Source organism: Streptomyces sp. NBC_00523 (assembly GCF_036346615.1).
In the GTDB taxonomy this organism is placed as follows: domain Bacteria; phylum Actinomycetota; class Actinomycetes; order Streptomycetales; family Streptomycetaceae; genus Streptomyces.
Genome location: NZ_CP107836.1, coordinates 2,961,778 through 2,983,722 on the forward strand (window position 1 = coordinate 2,961,778; position 21,945 = coordinate 2,983,722).

The 21,945-nt window shown below is 72.9% G+C and carries 19 protein-coding genes and 1 tRNA gene; 12 read left to right on the top strand and 8 right to left on the bottom strand.

Features of this window, described 5'->3' with window-relative positions; genetic code table 11:
* Positions 1 to 9 precede the first annotated feature (9 nt).
* On the top strand, positions 10 to 894 hold the full coding sequence (locus tag OHS17_RS13250; protein WP_330312329.1) for a haloalkane dehalogenase: 885 nt from the start codon (positions 10 to 12) through the stop codon (positions 892 to 894).
* On the opposite strand, the gene OHS17_RS13255 is transcribed toward OHS17_RS13250, so the two are convergent.
* Both OHS17_RS13255 and OHS17_RS13260 read right to left on the bottom strand, forming a co-directional pair.
* Positions 884 to 1,777, bottom strand: a complete 894-nt coding sequence (locus OHS17_RS13255; protein ID WP_330312330.1) for an aldo/keto reductase — start codon at positions 1,775 to 1,777, stop codon at positions 884 to 886. The genes OHS17_RS13250 and OHS17_RS13255 overlap by 11 nt on opposite strands.
* A gap of 10 nt (positions 1,778 to 1,787) precedes the next feature.
* Entirely contained in the window at positions 1,788 to 2,720 is a 933-nt protein-coding gene (locus OHS17_RS13260; RefSeq protein ID WP_330312331.1) for an NAD-dependent epimerase/dehydratase family protein, read from the bottom strand.
* Between the two features lie 70 nt (positions 2,721 to 2,790).
* Between OHS17_RS13260 and OHS17_RS13265 the strand changes: the two genes are divergently transcribed.
* Positions 2,791 to 3,699 carry a LysR family transcriptional regulator gene (locus tag OHS17_RS13265; RefSeq protein WP_330312332.1) on the top strand — a complete coding sequence of 303 codons (909 nt, stop codon included), beginning with the start codon at positions 2,791 to 2,793 and terminating at the stop codon, positions 3,697 to 3,699.
* A 24-nt stretch (positions 3,700 to 3,723) separates the two neighbouring features.
* On the opposite strand, the gene OHS17_RS13270 is transcribed toward OHS17_RS13265, so the two are convergent.
* Complete coding sequence (locus OHS17_RS13270) at positions 3,724 to 5,181, bottom strand: MFS transporter (protein ID WP_330312333.1); 1,458 nt, start codon at positions 5,179 to 5,181, stop codon at positions 3,724 to 3,726.
* Positions 5,182 to 5,331: 150 nt separating this feature from the next.
* On the opposite strand from OHS17_RS13270, the gene OHS17_RS13275 reads away from it, so the two are divergent.
* Positions 5,332 to 5,787, top strand: a complete 456-nt coding sequence (locus OHS17_RS13275) for a MarR family winged helix-turn-helix transcriptional regulator (RefSeq protein WP_330312334.1) — start codon at positions 5,332 to 5,334, stop codon at positions 5,785 to 5,787.
* 7 nt (positions 5,788 to 5,794) lie between these two features.
* On the opposite strand, the gene OHS17_RS13280 is transcribed toward OHS17_RS13275, so the two are convergent.
* The 3 genes from OHS17_RS13280 to OHS17_RS13290 all read right to left on the bottom strand — a co-directional run bounded on the left by OHS17_RS13280 (position 5,795) and on the right by OHS17_RS13290 (position 10,432).
* A complete protein-coding gene (locus OHS17_RS13280; protein ID WP_330312335.1) occupies positions 5,795 to 6,751 on the bottom strand; it encodes a cellulose-binding protein in 957 nt (318 codons plus the stop codon).
* A gap of 196 nt (positions 6,752 to 6,947) precedes the next feature.
* Complete coding sequence (locus OHS17_RS13285; RefSeq protein WP_330312336.1) at positions 6,948 to 9,449, bottom strand: SUKH-4 family immunity protein; 2,502 nt, start codon at positions 9,447 to 9,449, stop codon at positions 6,948 to 6,950.
* 5 nt (positions 9,450 to 9,454) lie between these two features.
* Positions 9,455 to 10,432, bottom strand: a complete 978-nt coding sequence (locus OHS17_RS13290) for an SMI1/KNR4 family protein (RefSeq protein WP_330312337.1) — start codon at positions 10,430 to 10,432, stop codon at positions 9,455 to 9,457.
* Positions 10,433 to 10,736: 304 nt separating this feature from the next.
* On the opposite strand from OHS17_RS13290, the gene OHS17_RS13295 reads away from it, so the two are divergent.
* Both OHS17_RS13295 and OHS17_RS13300 read left to right on the top strand, forming a co-directional pair.
* A complete protein-coding gene (locus OHS17_RS13295) occupies positions 10,737 to 11,270 on the top strand; it encodes a YwqJ-related putative deaminase (RefSeq protein ID WP_330312338.1) in 534 nt (177 codons plus the stop codon).
* 8 nt (positions 11,271 to 11,278) lie between these two features.
* Positions 11,279 to 11,803 carry an SUKH-3 domain-containing protein gene (locus OHS17_RS13300; protein WP_330312339.1) on the top strand — a complete coding sequence of 175 codons (525 nt, stop codon included), beginning with the start codon at positions 11,279 to 11,281 and terminating at the stop codon, positions 11,801 to 11,803.
* Positions 11,804 to 11,866: 63 nt separating this feature from the next.
* Here OHS17_RS13300 and OHS17_RS13305 read toward each other — a convergent pair whose 3' ends face one another.
* The gene (locus OHS17_RS13305) at positions 11,867 to 13,210 is read right to left on the bottom strand and encodes a sensor histidine kinase (RefSeq protein ID WP_330312340.1); all 1,344 of its coding nucleotides are present in this window, start codon (positions 13,208 to 13,210) and stop codon (positions 11,867 to 11,869) included.
* A 155-nt stretch (positions 13,211 to 13,365) separates the two neighbouring features.
* Here OHS17_RS13305 and OHS17_RS13310 point away from each other — a divergent pair, with 155 nt between their 5' ends.
* From OHS17_RS13310 to OHS17_RS13340, 7 genes are all read left to right on the top strand, one after another.
* Positions 13,366 to 14,232 (top strand): hypothetical protein, encoded by an 867-nt coding sequence (locus OHS17_RS13310; protein WP_330312341.1) that lies wholly within the window; start codon positions 13,366 to 13,368, stop codon positions 14,230 to 14,232.
* 11 nt (positions 14,233 to 14,243) lie between these two features.
* Positions 14,244 to 14,314 (top strand) — tRNA-Gln (locus OHS17_RS13315).
* 109 nt (positions 14,315 to 14,423) lie between these two features.
* Positions 14,424 to 15,872 (top strand): bifunctional UDP-N-acetylglucosamine diphosphorylase/glucosamine-1-phosphate N-acetyltransferase GlmU, encoded by a 1,449-nt coding sequence (glmU, locus tag OHS17_RS13320; RefSeq protein ID WP_330312342.1) that lies wholly within the window; start codon positions 14,424 to 14,426, stop codon positions 15,870 to 15,872.
* 120 nt (positions 15,873 to 15,992) lie between these two features.
* The gene (locus OHS17_RS13325) at positions 15,993 to 16,967 is read left to right on the top strand and encodes a ribose-phosphate diphosphokinase (RefSeq protein ID WP_018104112.1); all 975 of its coding nucleotides are present in this window, start codon (positions 15,993 to 15,995) and stop codon (positions 16,965 to 16,967) included.
* Positions 16,968 to 17,162: 195 nt separating this feature from the next.
* Positions 17,163 to 17,750 (top strand): 50S ribosomal protein L25/general stress protein Ctc, encoded by a 588-nt coding sequence (locus tag OHS17_RS13330; protein ID WP_330312343.1) that lies wholly within the window; start codon positions 17,163 to 17,165, stop codon positions 17,748 to 17,750.
* Between the two features lie 113 nt (positions 17,751 to 17,863).
* The gene (gene pth, locus OHS17_RS13335; RefSeq protein ID WP_018104114.1) at positions 17,864 to 18,457 is read left to right on the top strand and encodes an aminoacyl-tRNA hydrolase; all 594 of its coding nucleotides are present in this window, start codon (positions 17,864 to 17,866) and stop codon (positions 18,455 to 18,457) included.
* 54 nt (positions 18,458 to 18,511) lie between these two features.
* The gene (locus OHS17_RS13340) at positions 18,512 to 18,982 is read left to right on the top strand and encodes a hypothetical protein (RefSeq protein WP_161209953.1); all 471 of its coding nucleotides are present in this window, start codon (positions 18,512 to 18,514) and stop codon (positions 18,980 to 18,982) included.
* Between the two features lie 94 nt (positions 18,983 to 19,076).
* On the opposite strand, the gene ppc is transcribed toward OHS17_RS13340, so the two are convergent.
* Entirely contained in the window at positions 19,077 to 21,806 is a 2,730-nt protein-coding gene (ppc, locus tag OHS17_RS13345; RefSeq protein ID WP_330312344.1) for a phosphoenolpyruvate carboxylase, read from the bottom strand.
* Positions 21,807 to 21,945 lie beyond the last annotated feature (139 nt).

Here is a 21,945-nt window from a genome sequence, read left to right on the forward strand (position 1 = left end):
CGCACTCCCATGCCCACCGTTCCCGTTCTCGGCACCACCGTCCACTACCGCGAGTCCGGCGACCCCGACGGCCTGCCGTTCGTCTTCCTGCACGGCAACCCGACCTCCTCCCACCTCTGGCGCAACGTCCTGCCGGGGGTGGCCGCGCCCGGCCGCCGGCTGCTGGCTCCCGACCTCATCGGCATGGGCGAGTCCGGCAAACCCCGGCTCGCCTACTCCTTCGAGGACCACGCCCGCCACCTCGACGCCTGGTTCGACGCGCTCGGCCTGGACGGGGCCGTGCTGATCGGCCACGACTGGGGCGGCGCCCTCGCCTTCGACCGGGCCGCCCGCCTCCCCGGAAGCGTCCGCGCGCTCGCCTTCATGGAGACGATCGTGAAGCCGCTGTACGGTGACGAGTTCCCGCCCGCCGGACGCGAACTGTTCACCCTGCTCCGTACGCCCGGAGTGGGCGAGCGCATGATCCTGGAGCAGGACGCGTTCATCGAGGGGCTGCCGGCCACGCTCGCCACCCCGCTCGACCCGGCCGACCTCGACGTCTACCGCCGCCCCTTCCCCACCCCGGAGAGCCGCCGCCCGATTCTGGCGTGGACGCGGATGATGCCGCTGGACGGTGAGCCCGCCGATGTCGTGGCCCGCATCGAGCGCTACGACGCCTGGCTGGCCGCGAGCCCCGAAGTGCCCAAGCTGCTGGCCGCGTTCGAGCCGGGCCCGGGTGCCATGACCGACGCGGCGACCGTGGCCTGGTGCGAGGCGAACATCGCGGGTCTGGAGGTCTCCCGGCACGGACCGGCCGGCCACCACGCCCCGGAGGACCGGCCGGAGGAGCTGGCAGCGGCGATCTCCGGGTGGGCGGACCGCCACGGACTCGGGCGCCCGCCGGTCACCGGCTGACCCGGCCCGCCGCCTCGTCGAGCAGCGCCGACTCCGTCTCGTCCAGGTTGAGTTCGGCAGCGAGCGCCGAGTCCTGGACGGACGCCGGGCGGCTGGCTCCCGGTACCGGGACCATCGCCGGTGACCGGGCCAGCAGCCAGGCCAGGGCGACCCGCTGGGGGCTCACTCCGCGCGCGGCGGCGACGCGGTGGAAGGCGGTGCCTTCGGAGGCCGGCCCAGACGGGCCGTCGAGCGCGCTGCGGGAGATGCCGCCCAGCGGGCTCCACGGCAGGAAGGCGAGGCCCGCGCGTTCGCTCAGCCGGAGCTCGGGCTCACTGCCCCGCACGGCGGGCGAGTACTGGTTCTGTACGGAGACCAGGGCGTCGCCGAGGATGGCCCGGGCCGCGCGGATCTGCCCGGTGGTCACGTTGGAGATCCCGGCGGCGCGGATCGTACCGGCGTCGAACAGATCCCGGAGCGCGCCGACGGAGTCCGCCCACGGCACCCCGGGGTCCGGCTTGTGCAACTGGTAGAGGCCGATGGCCTCGACGCCCAGGCGCCCGGCAGACTCCTCGGCGGCCCGCCTGAGGTGCTCGGGGGCGCCGTTGACGGTCCAACTGCCGTCGCCGGGCCGTCCGCGCCCGCCCTTGGTGGCGACCAGCACGCCGGAGGTGTCGCCGCCGTAGCTCCGCAGCGCGCGGGCGACGAGGCGCTCGTTGTGGCCCCGCTCACCGGCGTACCAGTGGTAGCTGTCGGCGGTGTCGATGAGGGTGATGCCCGCGTCGAGCGCGGCGTGGACGGTGGCCACGGCATGCCGCTCGTCGGGGCGTCCCTCGATGGAGAGCGGCATGGCCCCGAGCCCGATGGCACTGACCTTCAGCTCTCCGATGGTGCGGTGACGCATGGCGTACTCCTCAGGTGGCGGGGGCGGCGGCCGCTTCGGCGACGGCGGTGGGCAGCCAGTCGGCGGTACGGGAGAAGACGAAACCCAGCTCCTTCGCACGGCGGTTGCTCATCGCGTAGAACCGGTCGAAGGAGAACGGGCCCGTCGGCTCGTCCGGGGCGGCGGTCCGGTGCACGGCCCGCCCGCCGCTCTCGGCCGCGATGGCGGCGGTCAGGCCGGTCACGTCGAGCAGGCCGTCGGAGCAGGCGTTCAGCGGACCGGTGAAGCCGGTGGCCGTGGCGGCCCAGTGGAGCAGCCCGGCCAGCTCCGCGTAATGGATGAAGACAGTGGGCCGCTCCTCGCGGTGTACGGCGATCTCCTCGCCCCGGCCGACCCGCTCCACGTAGTACGCCAGGCGGCCCGTGAACTCCTGTGTGCCGCCGCCGAGTACGTGGGCGCTGCGCACGGAGGCGAAGGCGAAGCGGCCCTCCCGGGTGAACACCGCCTCGGCCTGCCGCTTGCCCTCGGCGTAGTGGGCCTCCAGGTACGCCGCGTCGTGCCACGGCAGGTCCGGCCGTACCCGCCAGCCGGCCGGGTCCACCTGTCCCTCGGCCACGGGGACGCCGGGGGCGACGGGCGGCAGCGCGGCCGTCGCCGGGTCATAGACCTCGATGGTGGAGGTCATGACGTACCGCGCGGTGCGGCCCCCGAAGACGCGGACGGCGCTCGCGGCCTGGACCGGGGTGTAGCAGACCTGGTCGACGACCACGTCGAAGGTGCGGTCCCCGAGCACGGCGGTGAGGGCGGCCTCGTCGTCACGGTCCACGACGAGGTGCTCGGCGCCCGGGGGCGGCGGGGCGGAGCCGCGGTTCACGACCGTGACCAAGTGCCCGGCCTCCAGCAGCCGTTGGACCAAAAGCTTTCCGAAGTACCGGCTTCCGCCGATGACGCAGATCCTTTGCATGCCTCCATCCTGGAGACGTACCGTCAGCAGCAGAAGTACCGTCCTGCTGTACCCGTATGAAGGAAAACTGTTGATCGATGTGCAGCGGCTCCGCGTGCTGCGGGCCGTGGCCGAGCACGGCAGCTTCAACCGGGCGGCCGCCGCCCTGCGGCTCACCCCCTCTGCCGTCTCCCAGCAGGTGGCCGCCCTGGAGCGCGGCCTCGGCACCCAGGTCGTGTCGCGCAGTACCCGCGGGGTCACCCTGACCCCGGCGGGCCGGATCATGGTCGGCGCCGCCGAGTCGGTCGCCGCCGAACTCGCCCACGCGCAACGGCAGGTCGGCGAGCTTGCCACGGGCCGGACCCAGCTCACCGTCGCCACCTTCACCAGCGGGGGCCGGCTGCTGCTCCCCGGCGCCCTCACCGAACTGACGGCGGCCCACCCGGGCACGGTCGTCCACATCCGGGAGTACGAGCCCGAGGACAGCCTCCCGCTGGTCCGCCAGGGTGCCGTGGACCTCGCGCTCGCCTACCACTTCGACGGCCCGCTGCCCGGCGGGCCGGGGCCGGAGTGGACCCCGCTCATGGACGACCCGCTGCACGTCGTGCTGGGGCGCCACCACCGCCTCGCTACCCGGGACAGCCTCGACATCGCCGAACTGGCCGGTGAGCCCTGGGTGCTGGGCTGCCTGAAGACGGAGGCGTACCTGCGCCGCTACGCCGGGCGGGCCGGGTTCGCCCCGGACATCCGGGCCACGACGACCGACTACTTCTTCGCCCGGTCGCTGGTCGCCGCGGGCATGGGCGTCTCGCTGATCCCGTCCGTCGCGCTGACCCCGGACATCCCCGGCCTGCGCACCGTCCCGGTCGGCCCTCCGGCCCCGGCCCGGCACATCGGCGCCGCGACGCTCGGCCATCCCCGCGCCCGCGTCCAGGTCACCGCCCTGATCCGGGCACTGCGGAAACAGGCCGCGGCATGGCGGGAGCGGCCCGCCGGCTGACGGACCGCTCCCGGTGCGTACGGCTCAGCCCTTGGCCGCCGCCGTCTCCGGGGCGGCCGGGGTGTCCGCCGCGTCCGAGGAGGTGGCGGAGCCCCGTACCGCAGGGATGAAGGCGGAGATCGCGACCGCGATCAGGGCGACCACGCAGCCGAGGACCAGGCCCGTGCGGAAGCCGGACTCGGAGGTGAAGGTGTAGCCGCCCGCCTCGGTGGTCATCTGGGCGAGGACCGCGCCGATCACGGCGGCGCCGACCGAGGTGCCGAGGGCGCGCATGAGGGTGTTGAAGCCGTTGGCGGCGGCGGTCTCGGAGGCCGGTACCGCGCTCATGATGAGGGCGGGCATCGCCCCGTACGCGAGGCCGACGCCGCTGCTGCTGACCATGAGGAACAGCATCAGGCCCCAGGCGGAGCCCATCAGCAGGATGCCCAGGCCGTAGGCGGCGGCGATGACGAGAACGCCGGAGATCAGGGTGAACTTCGGGCCGCGGGCGTCGGTGAGCTTCCCGCCGAACGGGGAGACGACCATCATCATGATGCCGCCGGGGGCCATCCACAGACCGGCCTGGAGCATCGTCTGGCCGAGCCCGTAGCCGGTGGCCTCGGGGAACTGGAGCAGCTGGGGCGCGATCAGCATGCCCGCGTACATGCCGAAGCCGACGAAGAGCGACGCGATGTTGGTGATGAGCACCCGGGGGCGGGCGGTGGTACGCAGGTCCACCAGCGGGTCCGTGGTGCGCAGCTCCCAGAGGCCCCAGGCGAGGAGGATCACCACGGCGGCGGCGAACAGGCCGATGGTCGTCCCGGAGGCCCAGCCCCAGTCGGCGCCCTTCGAGACCGCGAGGAGCAGGCAGACCAGGCCGGCCGCCAGGCCGATCGCACCGGGCACGTCGAAGCGCTGCCCCTTGGCGCCCGCCGGGACGTCCGGGATCACGGCCCAGATCAGCGCGCAGATCGCGACGGCCAGCACGGCCGAGCCCCAGAACAGCACGCGCCAGCTGGCGTACTGCGCGACCGCCGAGGCGATCGGCAGGCCGAGCGCGCCGCCGATCCCGAGCGAGGCGCTGACCAGGGCGATGGACGAGCTCATCTTCTCCGGCGGCACCACGTCGCGCAGCAGCGCGATCCCGAGCGGGACCATGCCCATGCCCATGCCCTGGAGCCCGCGCCCGACGATCATCGGGACGACGGAGGACGAGAGCGCGCAGACCACCGAGCCGGCGATCAGCGGCACCGAGCAGGCGAGCAGCATCCGCCGCTTGCCGAGCAGGTCGCCGAGCCGGCCGGAGACCGGCACGCACACCGCGGAGACCAGCAGGGTCACGGTGATGACCCAGGCCGCGTTGGAGGACGAGGTGTCCAGGATCTTGGGCAGTTCCGCGATGAGGGGCGTGACCAGCGTCTGCATGACCGCTGCCACGGTGCCGGCGAAGGCCAGGGTGGCGACGACGGCGCCTGTCCTCGCCGGCGGCTGGGGGGCATCCATGAGGGGGGCTCCTTGGGGCGTGGTCCCGCCTGCCGGGACAGCGACATGCATCGTACATGCTCAATGTGTCATACACATTATGTGCCACGTACACACTCCGTGCGAGAATGGGCCGCCGCTCACCAGCAGCAGAAGCAGGAGGCCGCAGCCATGCCCAGGCCCACGGAAGAGGTGGAGTACGAGCAGATGCTGCTCGGCCGCCACAGCCTCGCCGACCACCGCGGCGGACGCCACAAATACGCCCTCCTCGACCGCAGCGCGTACATCCTGCTGAGCCGGCTCCGCGTCCAGGGCCCCATGTCCAACGGCGAACTCAGCGACGCCTTCGGCCTCGACGCCTCCACCCTCAACCGCCAGACCGCCGCCGTGGCCCGCGCCGGGCTCGCCGAACGCATCCCGGACCCCGACGGCGGCATGGCCCGCAAGTTCCGCATCACCGACGCGGGCGCCCGGCTCCTGGACGCGGAACGCGAACGCGTCGTGCGCTCGCTGGACCAGGTCATGCACGACTGGCCCGACGAGGACATCGCGGCCTTCGCCGGCTACCTCAAACGCTTCAACAGCAGCATCGAAGAGCTCTCGTGCCGCCCCTGGCCCCGCCCCTGAGCGGCCGTCAGCCCCGGGACCGCTCCTGCGCGGGCACCCGCGCGTCCTCCTCCTGCGAGGGCTCCGGCGCGGGCTCCGCCGCCGGGGACACCCGGCCCGTCAGCGCCGCCAGCGAACTGCGCACGTGGGCCATGTGGGCCTGGACCTCCTCGCGGCCCTCCTCGTGCTCCCGCAGGATGCGCTCGGTCTCGCGCACCACCCGCTCCTCGCGCACCCGCGCCCGCGCGATCAGCTCCGCCGCCCGCGCCTCCGCGTCCTCCTGGCCGTGCCGCGCGGCCTCCTCCGCCTCCGCCCGGGCCCGGCGCGCGGCGGCCAGCTCCGCCTCCGCGCGCTCCATCAGCCCGGCGTGCTCCGCCGCCTGCGCCGCCTCGGCGTCCGCCAGCTCCCGCTCCGCCGCCTTCTGCCGCTCGGCGTGCTCCTGCTCCTGGTGCGCCAGCACGCTCGCGGTACGGCTGCGGGTCGCCGCCATCGCGGACTCCGCCTCCTCGCGCAGCCCCGCCGCCTCCGTGCGCGCAGCCTCCAGCGCCTCACCGGCCGCGCTCTCCGCCGCCGCCACCAGCTCACCGGCCGCGCTCTCCGCCGCCGCCCGGACCGCCTCCGCGTCCGTGCGCGCCGCGTCCCGCAGGGCCCGCGCCGCCGCGTCCGCCTCGTCCCGGAGCGCCTGCGCCGCCTCGCGCGCCGCGCCCAGGAGCGCCCCGGCCTCCTCCTCCGCCAGCGCCAGGATCCCCAGCGCCCGCTCCCCCAGCGGCCCGTAGTCCGGCGGAGCCAGCCGCGCCACGGCCTCGTCGAGCCGGGCCGACTCCGCCGCCAGCTCCTCCACGCGCTCCGTCAGCCGGGCCACCTGGGCCACGGCCCCGTCCCGCTCGGCCGACAGCTCCGCCACGAAGCGGTCCACCTGCTCCGGGCGGTACCCACGGCCCCGTACACCGACGAACCCGTACGCGGACCCCGGTGCAGAACTCATCCCTGACGCCTCTTTCCCATCATCCCGGCTGCGGTGCTCCGGCCATCGAGCATGACGTCAAGGATGCGGCAATTGGTCGGGAAGTCTGAATCGATGCGGCGCTTTCCGGACGGAAGCGACCGGCATCACATACCGCAAAGGCGTGGTGCCCGGCCCCCGAAAGGGACCGGGCACCACGCCTTTGCGTACGGAACGGTCAGATCAGCCCGTCCCACATCTGTTCCAGGAGCACCGACCACCAGCTCTCCGGCGACGCCAGCGCCGCCGCGTCCAGCGCCACCAGCTGCGCCTGGAAGTCCACCGTCCAGCGGCCCGCCTGCTCCGGGTTCAGCCCGTACCGCAGCCGCCACATCCGGCCCAGCAGCGCCATGCAGCGCACGAACTCGGGCAGCCCCGTGTTCACGAACTGCGGCGGCACCGGCGCACCGCCCGGACCCGCCTCCACCGGCACCGCCACGATGTGCGCGGTCCCGTACTGGACGCAGATCGCCCGGCCGAAGTCCGAACCCATCACCAGATACGACCCCGCGTCCGACGCGGGCTGCACCTGCCGCTGGGCCGCCAGCTCCGCCAGCGTCGGCACCACCGGCTGACCCGGCTGCGCCCAGAAGAACGGCCCGAAGTCGGCGGGCAGCCCCGCCCACACCAGGGTCCGCCCCACGATCTCCGGCACGCCCTGACGGGACACCGCGCGCTGGTCGAAGCGGAGGACACCCTGCGGACCGAAGGTCTGCATCATCTCCTCGGCCAGCGCCTCCGGCGGCACCGGCGGCGCGGGCTGCATCTGCGGCAGCGGCGCCCGCACCGGAGCGGGCCGCGCGGGCCCGTCCGCCACCTGGTGCAGCTCACCCTGATGCGTCAGCAGATGCTGCATGCCCTGCTGCCGGCTCGCGTGGTCCGTGCCGTACGGGGCGACGGAGGTGATCCGCACCTGCGGCCAGGTCTCCCGGATCATCCGGGCGCAGTAGCCGCCGGGCAGCTCACAGGACTCCAGCTCCGTGTGCAGCTCGATCACCTGCTGCGGCGGCACGTTCATCGCCCGCAGCTCGTGCAGCATCTGCCACTCCGGGTGCGGCGTACCCGGCGCCGAACGGCGGATCAGCTGCTGCTCGCTGCCGTCCGGCGCCCGGAAACGCAGCACCGCCTGGTAGCCCGGACCCACGGTCGGCTGACCGGCCGGCGCCTGCGGATAGCCGTACGCGGGCGGCGCGCCCACCGGCGCACCGGGCGGACCCGGCGGCTGCGGCGCGCCCGGACCGGTCTGCGCCGGACCCGCGAGCATCGTCGCCGCGTGATGCACCCCGCCCGGGCCGGGCGGAGGCGTCGCCCCCTGCGGCGGCGGAGGCGGCTGCTGCCCGACGGGCGCGCCGGGGACTCCGGGCGGACCGGGCGGCTGGGGCGCGCCCGGCACACCCGGCGGGCCGGGCGGCTGCGGGATGCCCGCGCCGGACGACGCGTCGGCGAACATCGTGGCCGCCTGGTGCACCCCGCCACCGGCGGGCGGCGGCGTCGGCGGACCGGGCGGCTGCGGGGCGCCGGGCGGGCCCAGCTGGGAGACGAGCTGCGTCGGCACATAGCCGCCCGCGGGCGCGCCGGGCGCACCCGGACCCGAGGGCGGCGGCACCGGGGCACCCGGCCGGGCACCCGGGGTGCCGGGGGCACCGGGCGGCGGCGGAGGCGTGTTCCCCCGCGCGGCGCGCGGCGGAAGGGCCGCCTTGCTCGTCGCGGCGTCGGCGATGTCCCCGGCCCCGGGGCCGCCGGGCGGACCGGGAGGCGGGGTGTGCTGGGCGGGCGGGGGCGTGCGCTGGGCGGGGGGCGGCGTGTGCTGGGCAGGGGGCGGCGTGTGCTGCCCCGGGACCGGCGGACCGGGCACGGCGGTCCCGGGCACGGGCGGACCCGGCACGGCGGTCCCCGGCACGGGCGGACCCGGCACCGGCGGGCGCTCGCCGCCCAGGCTCGGCGCGATCGCGGTCTTCGGGAGCGCGCTGCCGCCCGACATCAGCGCCGTCGGAGCGTCCGCCGGGACGACCGGGGGCAGCCCCTCCTCGTCGTCGGCGCCCGACAGCGGCGGCGCGAACACCGTCGCCGGAAGCGCCACCTCCGCGTCGTCCGAGTCCGCGTTCACATCGGTGCCCGCCCACGGCGTGGCCCCGACGGGCGGCTGGAGCGAGGAGGCCGGTACGCCGTCCGAAGCGGTCGGCTCGTACGCCACCGAACCGCCCTGCGAGGGCGTCGAGGGCGACGGGATCGGGGCGGGCGGCGGGAAGGACGACGGAGCCTGGGGCGCGGGCGGCGGGGTGTCGTCCCGCTCCGCACGCCGGTCCGGGATGCCCAGCTTGTCCGCCGCCTCCTGGAGCCATTCCGGCGGACTCAGCAGGAACGACGTCTGGTTCAGGTCCACCCGCTCGGGCGGCGCCGGAGCGGCCGGCGGCACTTCCTGCGAGCCGTACTCCTCCTCGTACCGCCGGATCACCTCACCGACCGGCAGCCCGGGCCACAGCGTCGCCTCACCGCTGTCCCGCGCGATCACCAGCCGCTGACGGCCACCGTCGGAGACCGGTCCGTCCGCACGGTCCTCGGCCCACACCACGAATCCGAGTTCGAATTCACGTACGCACACCTCACGATGCTGGTACGCCGGAACGTCACCGTTCACCCACTCCTCAGCGCGTTCCTGCGCCTGAGCGAAGGTCACCATCGCGCTCACCCCTCCACCGGGACGGCCTGCGCGAAGCCGCCGTCCACCATCAGGTTCGCCACCGTCTCCAGCTCCGGCGGATTGCCCGCCAGCCGCTGGAGGAACGCGTCGAAGTCCTCACCGCACGGCAGCAGCAGCCGGTCCACCCGCTCCTGCACCGTCCAGCCGTCACGGTCCCGGACGTCGTCGTACGCGCAGAACCACACCGAACCCAGGGCCGCGCCGCGCACCTTCACCGCGAGCAGACCGCCCTGCACGAAGGCCACCCCGAGGTAGTCCTTCGTCAGGTGGTCACGCAGGCACTTGTTGACGTACACCAGGTCGTTCACGGCGGCCTCCTCGCGCACCGTGAAGAACGGCTGGTCGATCAGGAGACCCAGCTCCGCGTCGAGCGCCGTGCCCACCGGGGCCGAACCGCCGGCCGCCTTCAGGAACGAGCGGTACGCGCCCGGCAGCCGGTAGCCGAGGTCCTCCTCGACACCCAGGATCTGCTGCTCGGTCACCGCCACGGCGCCCTTGGGCAGCCGGAAGTGCGCGGGGCGCGTCTCCTGGAGCGGGCGCGTGCCCCGCTTGTCCTGGTCGACCTCCGTGGACGCCAGCCCGCCGTGGTGGCGCAGCAGCGCCTTCACCTCGACCGGGATCAGCTCCATCCGGCGGCCGCCCGGCACGTGGTGCCAGGTCCAGCCGTGCGGCGTCGCGACCGGCGGGATCGTGTCCCACAGCTCGTGCCCGGCCTCGGCCAGCGCCGCGTTCGCGGACACGTAGTCCGTGAGCCGCAGCTCGTCCACACCGAAACCCTGCGGAGGCTCCGCGATCTCCGCCGCGGCGCGCGCGTACGGCGAGAAGTCCGGACAGCCGTTCTCGTCCATCCGCACCCCTCTGGGGTGCCGGGACGCCCGGACCGGGTCCGGGAAGTGCACGAGCTGCCCGGCGTAGGCCGCGTTCGGTGGCGCGGCTTGCTGCCCGAGCCGACCTGTCGTCATGGCGGTTGCCCCCTGCTGCGTCTGGCTGATGAGGACCGACCTGCCCAGGAGGCGGTCCAGGCACAGCCTAAGCGGTGTCACCCGTACGGGGACCGGCCCCGCCATCCCTGGGCCACAACCGTCACCAAACGTCACAACGGAGTGACGGAAGAGCGACGGGAGCGCCACCGAACCGCGACACGCAGACACGTTTCAGCGACCCAGCTTTCACAGGACCCGTCACATTTGGCAGGCTGTCACCCGCATACACGGGGGCGTGCACACTAAGCAGCGGCCGCTGCGGGCACGGGAGGGACACAGCACCATGCACACCGCACACTCTGCACAGACCGTCACGACCGGGGACCCACGACTCAGCTGGAGCAGCACCGAGAAGGGCCCCGCGCCCCGGCTCGGCCAGCGCCGCGACGGCATCCTGCCCGCCGTCGCCGCCGCCCTGTCCGTACGGGGCGAAACACTCACCTGCACCGCCGGCAAGGGCGACCAGCCGCCGGTCCTGCACCACCTCGTCCAGGACTTCCTGGACACCCTCCCCAGCGCGCAGCGCGAACGGTTCACCGGCCGCTGCCCCGAGGCCATACTCCTCTCCCGGCACCTCACCGCCGCCGAGGCCGGGCGCTCCAAGCGCGCCCAGCGCAAGCCCCTCACCAACGGCGAGGCCCGCCGCGCTCTGAAGCACGCCCGGCTCACCGCCCGCCGCATCCGCGAGGACGGCGACCCGCTGCACGGCACCTACGCGGCACCCTGCCGCTCCTGTGCCGTCATGCTCGCCCACTTCGGCGTGCGCCCGGTCGACCTCGCCGCGAGCGGCGCGGCCACCACCGCAGAGAAGAGCTGACCGCGCCCATGCACGACCGCACCGACCTGCCCCGGCAGACCGGCCCCGACCGCCAGTCCGCCACCCGCTTCCCCGTCGCCGTCGACGCCGCCCTGCGGCACGCCGGCTGGGCGCCCGGCCGCTGGGACATCCGCCAGGCCGAGGAGTGGGCCGACGCCCTGCGCTCGCACGCCTCGCCCGCCGGGCACCAGCACGCCGTCTTCCCGGCGGCGGTCGAGGCGTGGGCCGAGTTCGGCGGCCTCCACATCACCGCCACCGCGCCGGGGCGCCAGATCGCGCCGCCGGCCGTCCGCATCGACCCGCTCAGCGGGCTGCACCTCGCCCGCACCCTGGGCGACCTCGGCCGCGCGCTGGCGACCGAGGTGGCGCCGCTCGGCGAGGAGGGCGACGGGCAGGCCGTCCTGGCGATCGACCTGGCCGGGCGGGTGTACTCCATCGACCACACCGGGGACTGGTACCTCGGCCAGGACATCGACACGGCGCTGGCGACGCTGGTGACGGGGTTGCAGCCGGAGCGGTTGGTTTCGGGCTGAGCCGGGGTCTCCGGCGCGCGGGTTCACGCCGGGTGCGCGGTCACCACCGCGAGGGTTCCGTCCTCAAACGCCGGACGGGCTTGAGATGCCGCCGCCGGACGGGCTCGGGATGGTGCCGCCGTCCGGCAGGACCGCCGACACCCGGAAGCCGCCCGCGTCCGTGGGGCCCGAGACGAAGACGCCGCCCAGGGCGAGGACGCGTTCGCGCATGCCGACCAGGCCGTTGCCGCCGCTGGGCAGGCCCGCGTCCGCCGTCGCCGCGTCCGTCGGGCCGTTCTCCACCTGCATGGCGACCTCGGCGCCCCGGTGCGCCAGCCGCACCCACGTCTTCGCGCCCGCCGCGTGCTTGTGGACGTTGGTCAGGGCCTCCTGCACCACGCGGTACGCCGTCTGCTCGACCTCGGGCGCGTAGGCGCGGGCGGAGCCCTCGACCGAGAGCTCGACGGTCATGCCGGCGGCGCGCGACTGGCCGACCAGCGCCTCCATCTCGTCCAGCCGCGGTCCGTCCTCCGCCGCGGCCTGGGCCGCCCGGCCCACGGAGGCCAGCGGCACCTGCTCCACCCGGGCGGGCGCCGGATCACCGGTGCGCAGGACGCCCAGCATCTCGCGGAGCTCGGTGAGCGCCTGGCGCCCCATGTCGCCGACCAGGGCCGCGTTGCGCACGGCCTTCGCGGGGTCCTTGGGCGCCACGGCCTGGAGCGCCGCCGCGTGCACGACCATCAGGCTCACCCGGTGGGCGACCACGTCGTGCATCTCGCGGGCGATCCGGGTCCGCTCCTCCGTACGGGCCCACTCGGCCCGCTCCTCGGCCCGGTCCGCGAGCAGCGACAGCTCCCGCTCCAGGGAGTCCGCGCGCTCCCGCAGGCTCTCCATCAGCCGGCGCCGTGCCCCTATGTACAGCCCGAACAGGACCGGCGGGGCGGTCAGCCCGACGGCCATGAAGAGGGACAGCATGGGCACGTACCAGTCGCCGGGCCCGAAGTCGGCGTTCTCGTTCACGCCCTGGCGCAGCCGTACGTACGTCACGATGAACGTCCCCACCAGGGACATGCTCATCAGCACCGCGGTGATCCGCCGGGGCACCTCGGACGCGGCCAGCGTGTACAGGCCGACGAGGCCCATCAGGAAGCCCATCTCGGCGGGCGTCGTCGCGATCGAGACCAGCACCACGGCGATCGGCCACCGCCGCCGCACCAGCAGCACGGCCCCCGCGATCAGCCCGAACACCACCCCGAAGGGCACCGGAAGCCCGGAGTCCCCCGCGAAGTCCACCCCTTCGAGCCCGCACTCCAGCGCCGAAACGAGCGCGAGCCCCACATCCAGCGCGACACTCCGTCGCCGTTCCCACCACCAGTAGCCACGGGTGGTCGGACCCGCCGCTTCCCGGTCTTCCCCCGTTGCGGTCATGGCATCCAGCGTACGGGCGCCCGCATCCCATTTTCGGGTGACCTGCACAGCACGTCGTACGTTCGATCGGAGACCGAATGGTGAACAACCGCCCGAAATAACGAATCGACCGCCCATTCGACCCGGACGTCCGGATTCCGGACAACGCTTGGCGCATGACGGAAATCACGAGCAAGTACGCGGATTTCGAGGACCTGCGCGAGCACGCGGTCGCGTTACGGCGTGAGGGGTTGAGCCGCCGCCAGATCCGGGACCGGCTGCACGTCGACAACAACGACATCCTCAACCGCCTGCTGCAGGGCGAGCCCGCACCGGAGTGGACGAAGCGCCCGCGAGCCAAGGACGACCTGAGGGCGAAGGCGCGGGAGTTGCGCCTTGAGGGGAAGACGTACGACCGGATCCAGGTGGAGCTGGGGTGCTCGAAGAGTTCGATCTCGCTGTGGGTGCGGGACCTGCCGAAGCCGCCGAGACGCTCACGCGAGGACGCCTCCGCCATCGCCAGACGCGGTTGGGAGGCCACTCTTGAGCGGCGCGAGGCAGAGCGACAGCAGACCAAGCGCGACGCGGCCGCCGAGATCGGAACGATGACCGAGCGGGAGTTGTTCGTCCTCGGGGTCGGGCTCTACTGGGCCGAAGGCACCAAGGCCAAGCCCCACCGCCGCCAAGAGCGGGTGACGTTCGTCAACAGCGACCCGCACATGATCCGCGTCTTCCTGGCCTGGCTCCGCCTCTTGAAGGTCCCACCCGAGCACCTGCGGTTCCACGTACACATTCACGAGTCGGCTGATGCATCTGACGCCGAGCGTTTCTGGAGAGAGGAAGTGGGACGGCCCGGCACCTTCGGCAAGACCACGCTGAAGACGCACAACCCCACCACCAACCGCAAGAACACCGGCGAGGGTTACCACGGTTGCCTGGTGGTGCGCGTGAACAAAAGTGCTGAGCTGTACCGTCGCATCGAGGGCTGGTGGTGCGGCATAGTGGGTGCTGCAGAACGAGCCGATCAAGAAAATCGGACATAGCGGTAAAATAATCCCGGGTCGTCTAATGGCAGGACAAATGGTTTTGGTCCATTGAATGAGGGTTCGATTCCTTCCCCGGGAGCCCTTCACCGCGGGCCCCGACCAATCCGGTCGGGGCCCGCGCCCATGTCCGGGCGGACGCCCCCCGGTATCCTGCGGATGTCCACCACCCGAAGCCGAAGGGCCTATTCGTGAGCTCCGTACGCCCGGCAGCCGTCGTCGTCCTCGCAGCGGGTGAGGGCACCCGCATGAAGTCGAAGACCCCCAAGGTTCTGCACGAGATCTCCGGGCGCTCGCTCGTCGGTCATGTCGTCGCCGCCTCCCGTGAGCTGGACCCCCAGCACCTCGTCGTGGTCGTGGGCCACGCGCACGAGCAGGTCACCGCCCACCTCACCGGCGCCGACGCGCAGGTGCGTACCGCCTACCAGGCCGAGCAGAAGGGCACCGGGAACGCGGTGCGGGTCGCGCTCGACGAGCTGGGAGGGGTCGTCGAGGGCACCGTCGTCGTCGTGTGCGGGGACACCCCGCTGCTGGCCGGCGAGACGCTGGCCGCGCTCGCCGCCACGCACACCACCGACGGCAACGCCGTCACCGTGCTCAGCGCCGAGGTCCCCGACTCCACCGGCTACGGGCGGATCGTGCGCGACGCGGTCTCCGGCGCGGTCACCGAGATCGTGGAGCACAAGGACGCGAGCGACGAGCAGCGGGCGATCCGGGAGATCAACTCCGGGGTGTTCGCGTTCGACGGGAAGCTCCTCGCCGAGGCGCTCGGCCAGGTGCGGACGGACAACAGCCAGGGCGAGGAGTACCTCACCGACGTGCTGTCGATCCTGCGCGAGGCCGGGCACCGGGTCGGCGCCTGCGTGGCGGGCGACCACCGGGAGATCCTGGGCATCAACAACCGCGTCCAGCTGGCGGAGGCCCGCCGGCTGCTGAACCAGCGGCTGCTTGAGCGCGCCATGACGGCCGGTGTGACCGTGGTCGACCCCGGCTCGACGCTGATCGACGTCACGGTGACCTTCGAGCGGGACGCGATCGTGCACCCGGGGACCCAGCTGCTGGGCGCCACGCACCTCGCGGAGGACGCCGAGGTCGGCCCGAACTCGCGGCTGACGGACACCGTCGTGCACGCGGGCGCGCGGGTGGACAACACGGTGGCGGACGGCGCCGAGGTCGGCCCGGGCGCACTCGTGGGCCCGTACGCCTACCTGCGGCCGGGCACCAAGCTGGGCCCGAAGGCCAAGGCGGGGACGTACGTCGAGATGAAGAACGCGACGATCGGCGAGGGGACCAAGGTCCCGCACCTGTCGTACGTGGGCGACGCGACGATCGGCGACCACACCAACATCGGTGCCGCGAGCGTGTTCGTGAACTACGACGGGGTGGCCAAGCACCACACGACGATCGGGTCGCACTGCCGTACCGGGTCGGACAATATGTTTGTGGCGCCTGTCACGGTCGGGGACGGTGTTTACACCGCCGCCGGTTCGGTCATCACGAAGGACGTACCGTCCGGTTCGCTGGCCGTGGCCCGGGGCCAGCAAAGGAATATCGAGGGTTGGGTGGCGCGCAAGCGTCCCGGAAGCGCCGCCGCGCAGGCGGCTCAGGCGGCCGCGGAGGAGCCGGCCGGCGAAAGCTGACCGGAAACAGGTGCGTCACGCACCGCGTACCGTGATAGATGCTCACCCCATTTCGGCTGGCTCGTTGCACATCGGGACATCTGCGTGCGGCGCCAGGAACACGTCTGAGGAGACTGTGCTGTGACCGGGATCAAGACGACCGGCGAGAAGAAACTGATGCTCTTCTCCGGCCGCGCCCACCCCGAGCTGGCCGAGGAGGTCGCACACCAGCTGGGTGTCGGCCTCGTGCCGACGAAGGCCTTCGATTTCGCCAATGGTGAGATCTACGTCCGCTTCCAGGAGTCGGCGCGCGGCGCGGACTGCTTCCTGATCCAGAGCCACACGGCTCCGATCAACAAGTGGATCATGGAGCAGCTCATCATGCTGGACGCGCTGAAGCGCGCCTCGGCCCGTTCGATCACGGTGATCGTGCCGTTCTACGGCTACGCCCGCCAGGACAAGAAGCACCGCGGCCGCGAGCCGATCTCGGCCCGTCTGGTCGCGGACCTGATGAAGACGGCGGGTGCGGACCGGATACTGACGGTCGACCTGCACACCGACCAGATCCAGGGCTTCTTCGACGGCCCGGTGGACCACCTGTTCGCGCTGCCGATCCTGGCGGACTACGTGGGCGCCAAGGTGGACCGTTCCAAGCTGACGATCGTCTCGCCGGACGCAGGCCGGGTGCGCGTCGCCGACCGCTGGTGCGACCGTCTCGACGCCCCGCTGGCGATCGTGCACAAGCGCCGTGACAAGGACGTCGCCAACCAGGTGACCGTCCACGAGGTCGTCGGCAATGTGAAGGGCCGGGTCTGCGTCCTGGTCGACGACATGATCGACACCGGCGGCACGATCTGCGCCGCCGCCGACGCCCTGTTCGCGCACGGCGCCGAGGACGTCATAGTGACGGCGACGCACGGTGTGCTCTCGGGCCCCGCCGCGGACCGCCTGAAGAACTCGAAGGTCAGCGAGTTCGTGTTCACGGACACCCTGCCGACCCCGGGTGAGCTGGAACTCGACAAGATCAAGGTGCTGTCGATCGCCCCGACGATCGCCCGCGCGGTGCGCGAGGTCTTCGAGGACGGCTCGGTCACGAGCCTCTTCGAGGAGCAGTAGGAACCTGCGGCGACCTCGTCGCCGCTGATCCACTTTGGGGTGCGGCCTCCCCGCCGGGTAGACTCAGCGAGTTGCTCGGCGAGGGAGGCCGTACTCATGTACGGGGCTCCGTTATCGGCGCGCTCTTCGTAGCAGGCCAGTAGGTGTTGGCCGGGTGACCGTCCGTATTTCCGTCACCCCACGAGGAGTGCCACCATGGCCGAGATCAAGCTCGCCGCCCAGGTCCGTACCGAGTTCGGCAAGGGCGCCGCCCGTCGCGCGCGTCGCGCCAACCAGGTCCCCGCGGTCGTCTACGGCCACGGCGCCGAGTCCGTCCACATCACGCTGCCGGCCCACGAGCTGCAGCTCGCGCTCCGCACCGCCAACGTCCTGATCGGCCTGGAGCTCGACGGCAAGGACGCCCTGGTCATCCCGAAGGCCGTCCAGCGCAACCCGCTCAAGGGCGACATCGAGCACGTCGACCTGCTGACCGTGAAGCGCGGCGAGAAGGTCAACGTCGAGGTCGCGGTGCACGTCGAGGGCGACCTGGCCCCGGGCGGCAACCTGCTCGAGTACGTGCAGAACACCCTCCTGGTCGAGGCCGAGGCCACCCACATCCCCGAGTCCGTCACGGTCTCGGTGCAGGGTCTGGACGCCGGTGCGTCGATCCTCGCCAAGGACATCCCGCTGCCCAAGGGCTCCGTGCTCGCCGGTGACGAGGACGCCATCGTGCTCCAGGTCGTCGCCGCGCAGGCCGAGGAGCCGTCGGCCGAGGCCGCCGAGGGTGAGGGCGAGGAGGGCTGAGTCCCGTCCCGCCTGCTTGACTGACGGGGCGGTGGTCTCCCTTACCGGGAGCGCCACCGCCCCGTTTCGCTGTCCACGCCGCTGTACGCGTACGAACGAGGAGACTTCGCGCGATGTCCGACGCCACCGACCCCTGGCTGATCGTGGGGCTGGGCAATCCCGGCCCCGAGTACGCGGCGAACCGGCACAACGTCGGTTTCATGGTCGCCGACCTGCTCGCCGAGCGGATCGGCGGGAAGTTCAAGCGCGCCCCGAAGGCGCAGGCGCAGGTGCTGGAGGGGCGGATCGGTCCGCCGGGTCCGCTGAGTCGCCGGGTGGTGGTCGCGAAGCCGATGTCGTACATGAATCTGTCCGGGGGTCCGGTGGCGGCGCTGCGGGACTTCTACAAGGTGCCGCTGGACCATGTGGTGGCGGTCCACGACGAGCTGGACATCGATTACGGGACGCTGCGGCTGAAGCTGGGCGGCGGGGACAACGGGCACAACGGGCTGAAGTCGATGACGAAGGCGATGGGTCCGGACTATCACCGGGTGCGGTTCGGGATCGGCCGTCCGCCGGGGCGGATGCAGGTCGCGGACTTCGTGCTGAAGGACTTCTCGTCCACGGAGCGCAAGGAGCTGGCGTTCGAGGTGGACCGGGCGGCGGACGCGGTGGAGTGCCTGCTCGCGGAGGGTCTGGAGCGGGCCCAGTCGGCGTACAACACCTGAGCGGTACGGGCCCGGCTTGACCGGTCGTGGGGCTCTGGCCAAGGATCTGGGCCCATGAAGCGGAACCCCTCCCACCGTGCCCTGTTGTACGGCCGCAGTGCGGCGCTCGGCCTCGTCGTCGTGGTGCTGCTGGTGGCGGGTGTGCTGACGTCGTGGGACGCGGCGCACCACATCGTGCTGGCGAAGGGCCGGGAGCACGGGACGATGACGGTGACGGGGTGCGGCGACGACGTGTGTACGGGGTCGTTCGCGCCGGCGGACGGGGCGGCGGCGCGGTCGCGGGTGTCGGTGGACAGCTCGGTGGCGGCCCGGAAGGGCGACCGCTTCCCGGTGGTGGTGAAGCCGGGGACGGACGATGTGGTGCGGACGGGGGCGCCGGGGTTCCTGCACGCGTGGGTGCCGCTGGGCGGGGCGCTGGTGCTGGCGGCCCTGGTGATCGGCGGGGGTCTGCGGCTGACGCGGACGGCCTGGGGCACCGGGATCGCGGGCGGGGTGCTGCTGGTGGCGGCGTTCATCGCGCTGTGAGACCGCGCGGTGAGACCGCGGGGTGCGGCGGCCGCCGGACGTGCGACGGGGCGCGGGGAGGAGATCCCCGCGCCCCGTCGTCGTGCGTGCCGGGTCAGCCGGTGTTGCGGAGGCCCGCGGCGACACCGTTGACGGTGAGCAGCAGGGCGCGGGCGAGGAGCGGGTCCTCCTCCTCGCCGGCTTCGGCGGCCTGGCGCTGGCGGGCGAGCAGGGAGACCTGGAGGTAGGAGATCGGGTCCAGGTAGGCGTCGCGGATGGCGAAGGTCTGCTGGAGCACCGGGTTGGTGTCGAGCAGCTTCTCGCCGCCGGTGACGCGCAGGACCTCCTGCACGGTGAGGGCGTGCTCGGCCTCGATGACGTCGAAGACGTGCTTGAGCTCGTCGGGGACGAGGGTGTCGACGTAGTGCCGGGCGATGCGCAGGTCGGTCTTGGCGAGCGTCATCTCGACGTTGGAGAGGAAGTTGCGGAAGAAGTGCCACTGCTCGTGCATCTCGTCCAGGACCGTGTCGAGGCCGGCCTCGCGCAGGGCCTTGAGGCCGGAGCCGACGCCGAACCACCCCGGGATGATCTGGCGGGACTGGGTCCAGCCGAAGACCCACGGGATGGCGCGCAGTCCGTCGAGCGAGACGCCGGAGCCGGGGCGGCGGGAGGGCCGCGAGCCCAGGTGCAGGTTGCCGAGCTGGTCCACCGGTGTGGAGGCCAGGAAGTACGAGGGCAGGTCGGGGTCCTCGACCAGCTTGCGGTAGGCGGCGTGGGCGGCGTCGGAGACGGTGTCCATGGCCGCGTCCCAGCGGGCCAGGGCCTCGTCGGACTGGCGGGGCGCGGTGTGCAGGGCGGACGCCTGGAGGGTGGCCGCGACGGTCAGCTCCAGGTTCTCCCGGGCGAGCGCGGGGATGAGGTACTTGTCGGAGATGACCTCGCCCTGCTCGGTGACCTTGATCTCGCCCTCCAGGGTGCCCCAGGGCTGGGCGAGGATCGCGTCGTGCGAGGGGCCGCCGCCGCGGCCGACGGTGCCGCCGCGGCCGTGGAAGAGGCGGAGGCGTACGCCGTAGCGGTGGGCGACGTCGCGCAGGCGGCGCTGGGCGCGGTGGATCTCCCACTGGGAGGTGGTGATGCCGCCGAACTTGGAGGAGTCGGAGTAGCCGAGCATGACCTCCTGGACGTCGCCGCGCAGGGAGACGAGGCGCCGGTAGGAGGGGTCGGCGAGCATCTCGTCGAGGATGACGTCGGCGGCGCGCAGCTCGTCGGTGGTCTCCAGGAGCGGGACGATGCCGATCTCGGCCCAGCCGGCGTGGAGGTCGACGAGGCCGGCCTCGCGGGCGAGGACGGCGGCGGCGAAGACGTCGTCGGCGCCCTGGCACATCGAGATGATGTAGGACTCGATGACCTCGGGGCCGAAGCGCTGGAAGGCTTCCTTGATGGTGTGGAAGACGCCGAGGGTCTTCTCACCGGCGGCGTCGAGCGGGGCCGGGGTGGGCGCGAGGGGGCGGCGGGAGCGGAGTTCCTTGGCGAGGAGCTTCTGCCGGTAGTCGCGGGGCATGTCGGCGTAGCGCCAGGATTCCTCGCCGAGCCGGTCGAAGAGCTGGCCGAGGGCGTGGTGGTGGGCGTCGGCGTGTTCGCGGACGTCCATGGTGGCGAGCTGGAGGCCGAACGCGGAGAGCGTGCGGATGGTGCGGTCCATGCGGCCGTCGGCGACGATGCCGGCCTTGTGGCGGCGCAGCGAGTCCTGGATGAGGGCGAGGTCGCTGATGAGTTCGGCGGTGCCGAGGTAGTCGCAGCCGGGGCGGTGGGGGCGGCCGGAGGCCAGGCGCTCGCGGGTGTTGACGAGCTTCTGGCGGATGCAGGTGGCCTTGAGCCGGTAGGGCTCCTCGGCGTTCAGCCGCTTGTAGCGGGGGCTGATCTCGGGGAGGAGGTCCAGGTCGGCCTGGAGGGAGGCGAGGAGTTCGTCGGTGGCGCCGGTGTAGCGGATGGAGTTGGAGAGCAGTCCGCGCAGCTGGTCGACCAGTTCGAGGGCGTCGGTGATGCCGTGCTCGTGCTGGAGGATGAGGACGTCCCAGGTGACCGCGGGGGTCACGTTGGGGTTGCCGTCGCGGTCGCCGCCGATCCAGGTGCCGAAGGTGAGGGGGCGGGTGCCGGCGGGGAGTTCGACGCCGACGCGCTCCAGCTCGGCGGCCAGGTCCTCCAGGACGTCGCCGACGGCGTTGGCGTGCAGCTCGTCCAGGTAGTAGATGGCGTTCCGGGCCTCGTCGGTGGGCTCGGGGCGTACGACGCGGAGCTCGTCGGTCTGCCAGATGAGGTCGATGTTCTCGGCGAGCCGGAGGTCCTGGCGGCGGCGGTCGGCCTCGATGACCGGGGTCTCCAGGAGGGCGGCGATGCGGCGGAGCTTGTTGAGGACGGAGCGCCGGGCGGCCTCGGTGGGGTGCGCGGTGAAGACGGGGCGCACGTTGAGGTTCTTGACGGTGGCGCGCAGGTGCTCGGGGTCGGCGTCCTTGAGCCGGTCGGCGGTGCGGGCGAGGAGGCCGCCCTCGGCGGACCGGCGGTCGCGCATCTCGTGGGCGCGGTGGACCTGCTCGGTCACGTTGGCCAGGTGGAAGTAGGTGGAGAAGGCGCGGACGAGCTTGGCGGCGGTCTCCAGGCCGGTGTCGCCGAGGAGCTCGGCCGCGGCCTCGCCGTCGGTGCGGGTCAGGGCGCGGACCTGCTCGACGAGGTCGAGGAGTTCCTGGCCCTCCTGGCGTACCAGGGTTTCGCCCAGCAGGTCGCCGAGGCGGCGGATGTCGGCGCGCAGCTCGGGGCTGGCGGCGGGGGTCTGGTCGGCACTGCTCACAGTGTGCGGCTCCTTGCAGTGGTGGTGCACGGGACCCGGGACCGCGGTCGGCGGATGCCGACGCCACCCCGGAAAGCAGGGTGCGGACCGCGCTGTCCGACCTCTCCAGGATAGGTGTCCGTGCTTTCGGTGCTGTTCG

Bases quoted from the DNA above. Each gene is read 5' to 3' on its own strand.
- OHS17_RS13340 (WP_161209953.1), top strand. From the start codon at position 18,512: ATGAAGCGGAACCCCTCCCACCGTGCCCTGTTGTACGGCCGCAGTGCG.
- OHS17_RS13295 (WP_330312338.1), top strand. From the start codon at position 10,737: ATGCACACCGCACACTCTGCACAGACCGTCACGACCGGGGACCCACGA.
- OHS17_RS13330 (WP_330312343.1), top strand. From the start codon at position 17,163: ATGGCCGAGATCAAGCTCGCCGCCCAGGTCCGTACCGAGTTCGGCAAG.
- pth (WP_018104114.1), top strand. From the start codon at position 17,864: ATGTCCGACGCCACCGACCCCTGGCTGATCGTGGGGCTGGGCAATCCC.
- OHS17_RS13280 (WP_330312335.1), bottom strand. From the start codon at position 6,751: ATGAGTTCTGCACCGGGGTCCGCGTACGGGTTCGTCGGTGTACGGGGC.
- OHS17_RS13285 (WP_330312336.1), bottom strand. From the start codon at position 9,449: ATGGTGACCTTCGCTCAGGCGCAGGAACGCGCTGAGGAGTGGGTGAAC.
- OHS17_RS13270 (WP_330312333.1), bottom strand. From the start codon at position 5,181: ATGGATGCCCCCCAGCCGCCGGCGAGGACAGGCGCCGTCGTCGCCACC.
- OHS17_RS13310 (WP_330312341.1), top strand. From the start codon at position 13,366: ATGACGGAAATCACGAGCAAGTACGCGGATTTCGAGGACCTGCGCGAG.
- OHS17_RS13275 (WP_330312334.1), top strand. From the start codon at position 5,332: ATGCCCAGGCCCACGGAAGAGGTGGAGTACGAGCAGATGCTGCTCGGC.
- OHS17_RS13250 (WP_330312329.1), top strand. From the start codon at position 10: ATGCCCACCGTTCCCGTTCTCGGCACCACCGTCCACTACCGCGAGTCC.
- OHS17_RS13255 (WP_330312330.1), bottom strand. From the start codon at position 1,777: ATGCGTCACCGCACCATCGGAGAGCTGAAGGTCAGTGCCATCGGGCTC.
- OHS17_RS13290 (WP_330312337.1), bottom strand. From the start codon at position 10,432: ATGACGACAGGTCGGCTCGGGCAGCAAGCCGCGCCACCGAACGCGGCC.
- OHS17_RS13260 (WP_330312331.1), bottom strand. From the start codon at position 2,720: ATGCAAAGGATCTGCGTCATCGGCGGAAGCCGGTACTTCGGAAAGCTT.
- OHS17_RS13305 (WP_330312340.1), bottom strand. From the start codon at position 13,210: ATGACCGCAACGGGGGAAGACCGGGAAGCGGCGGGTCCGACCACCCGT.
- OHS17_RS13300 (WP_330312339.1), top strand. From the start codon at position 11,279: ATGCACGACCGCACCGACCTGCCCCGGCAGACCGGCCCCGACCGCCAG.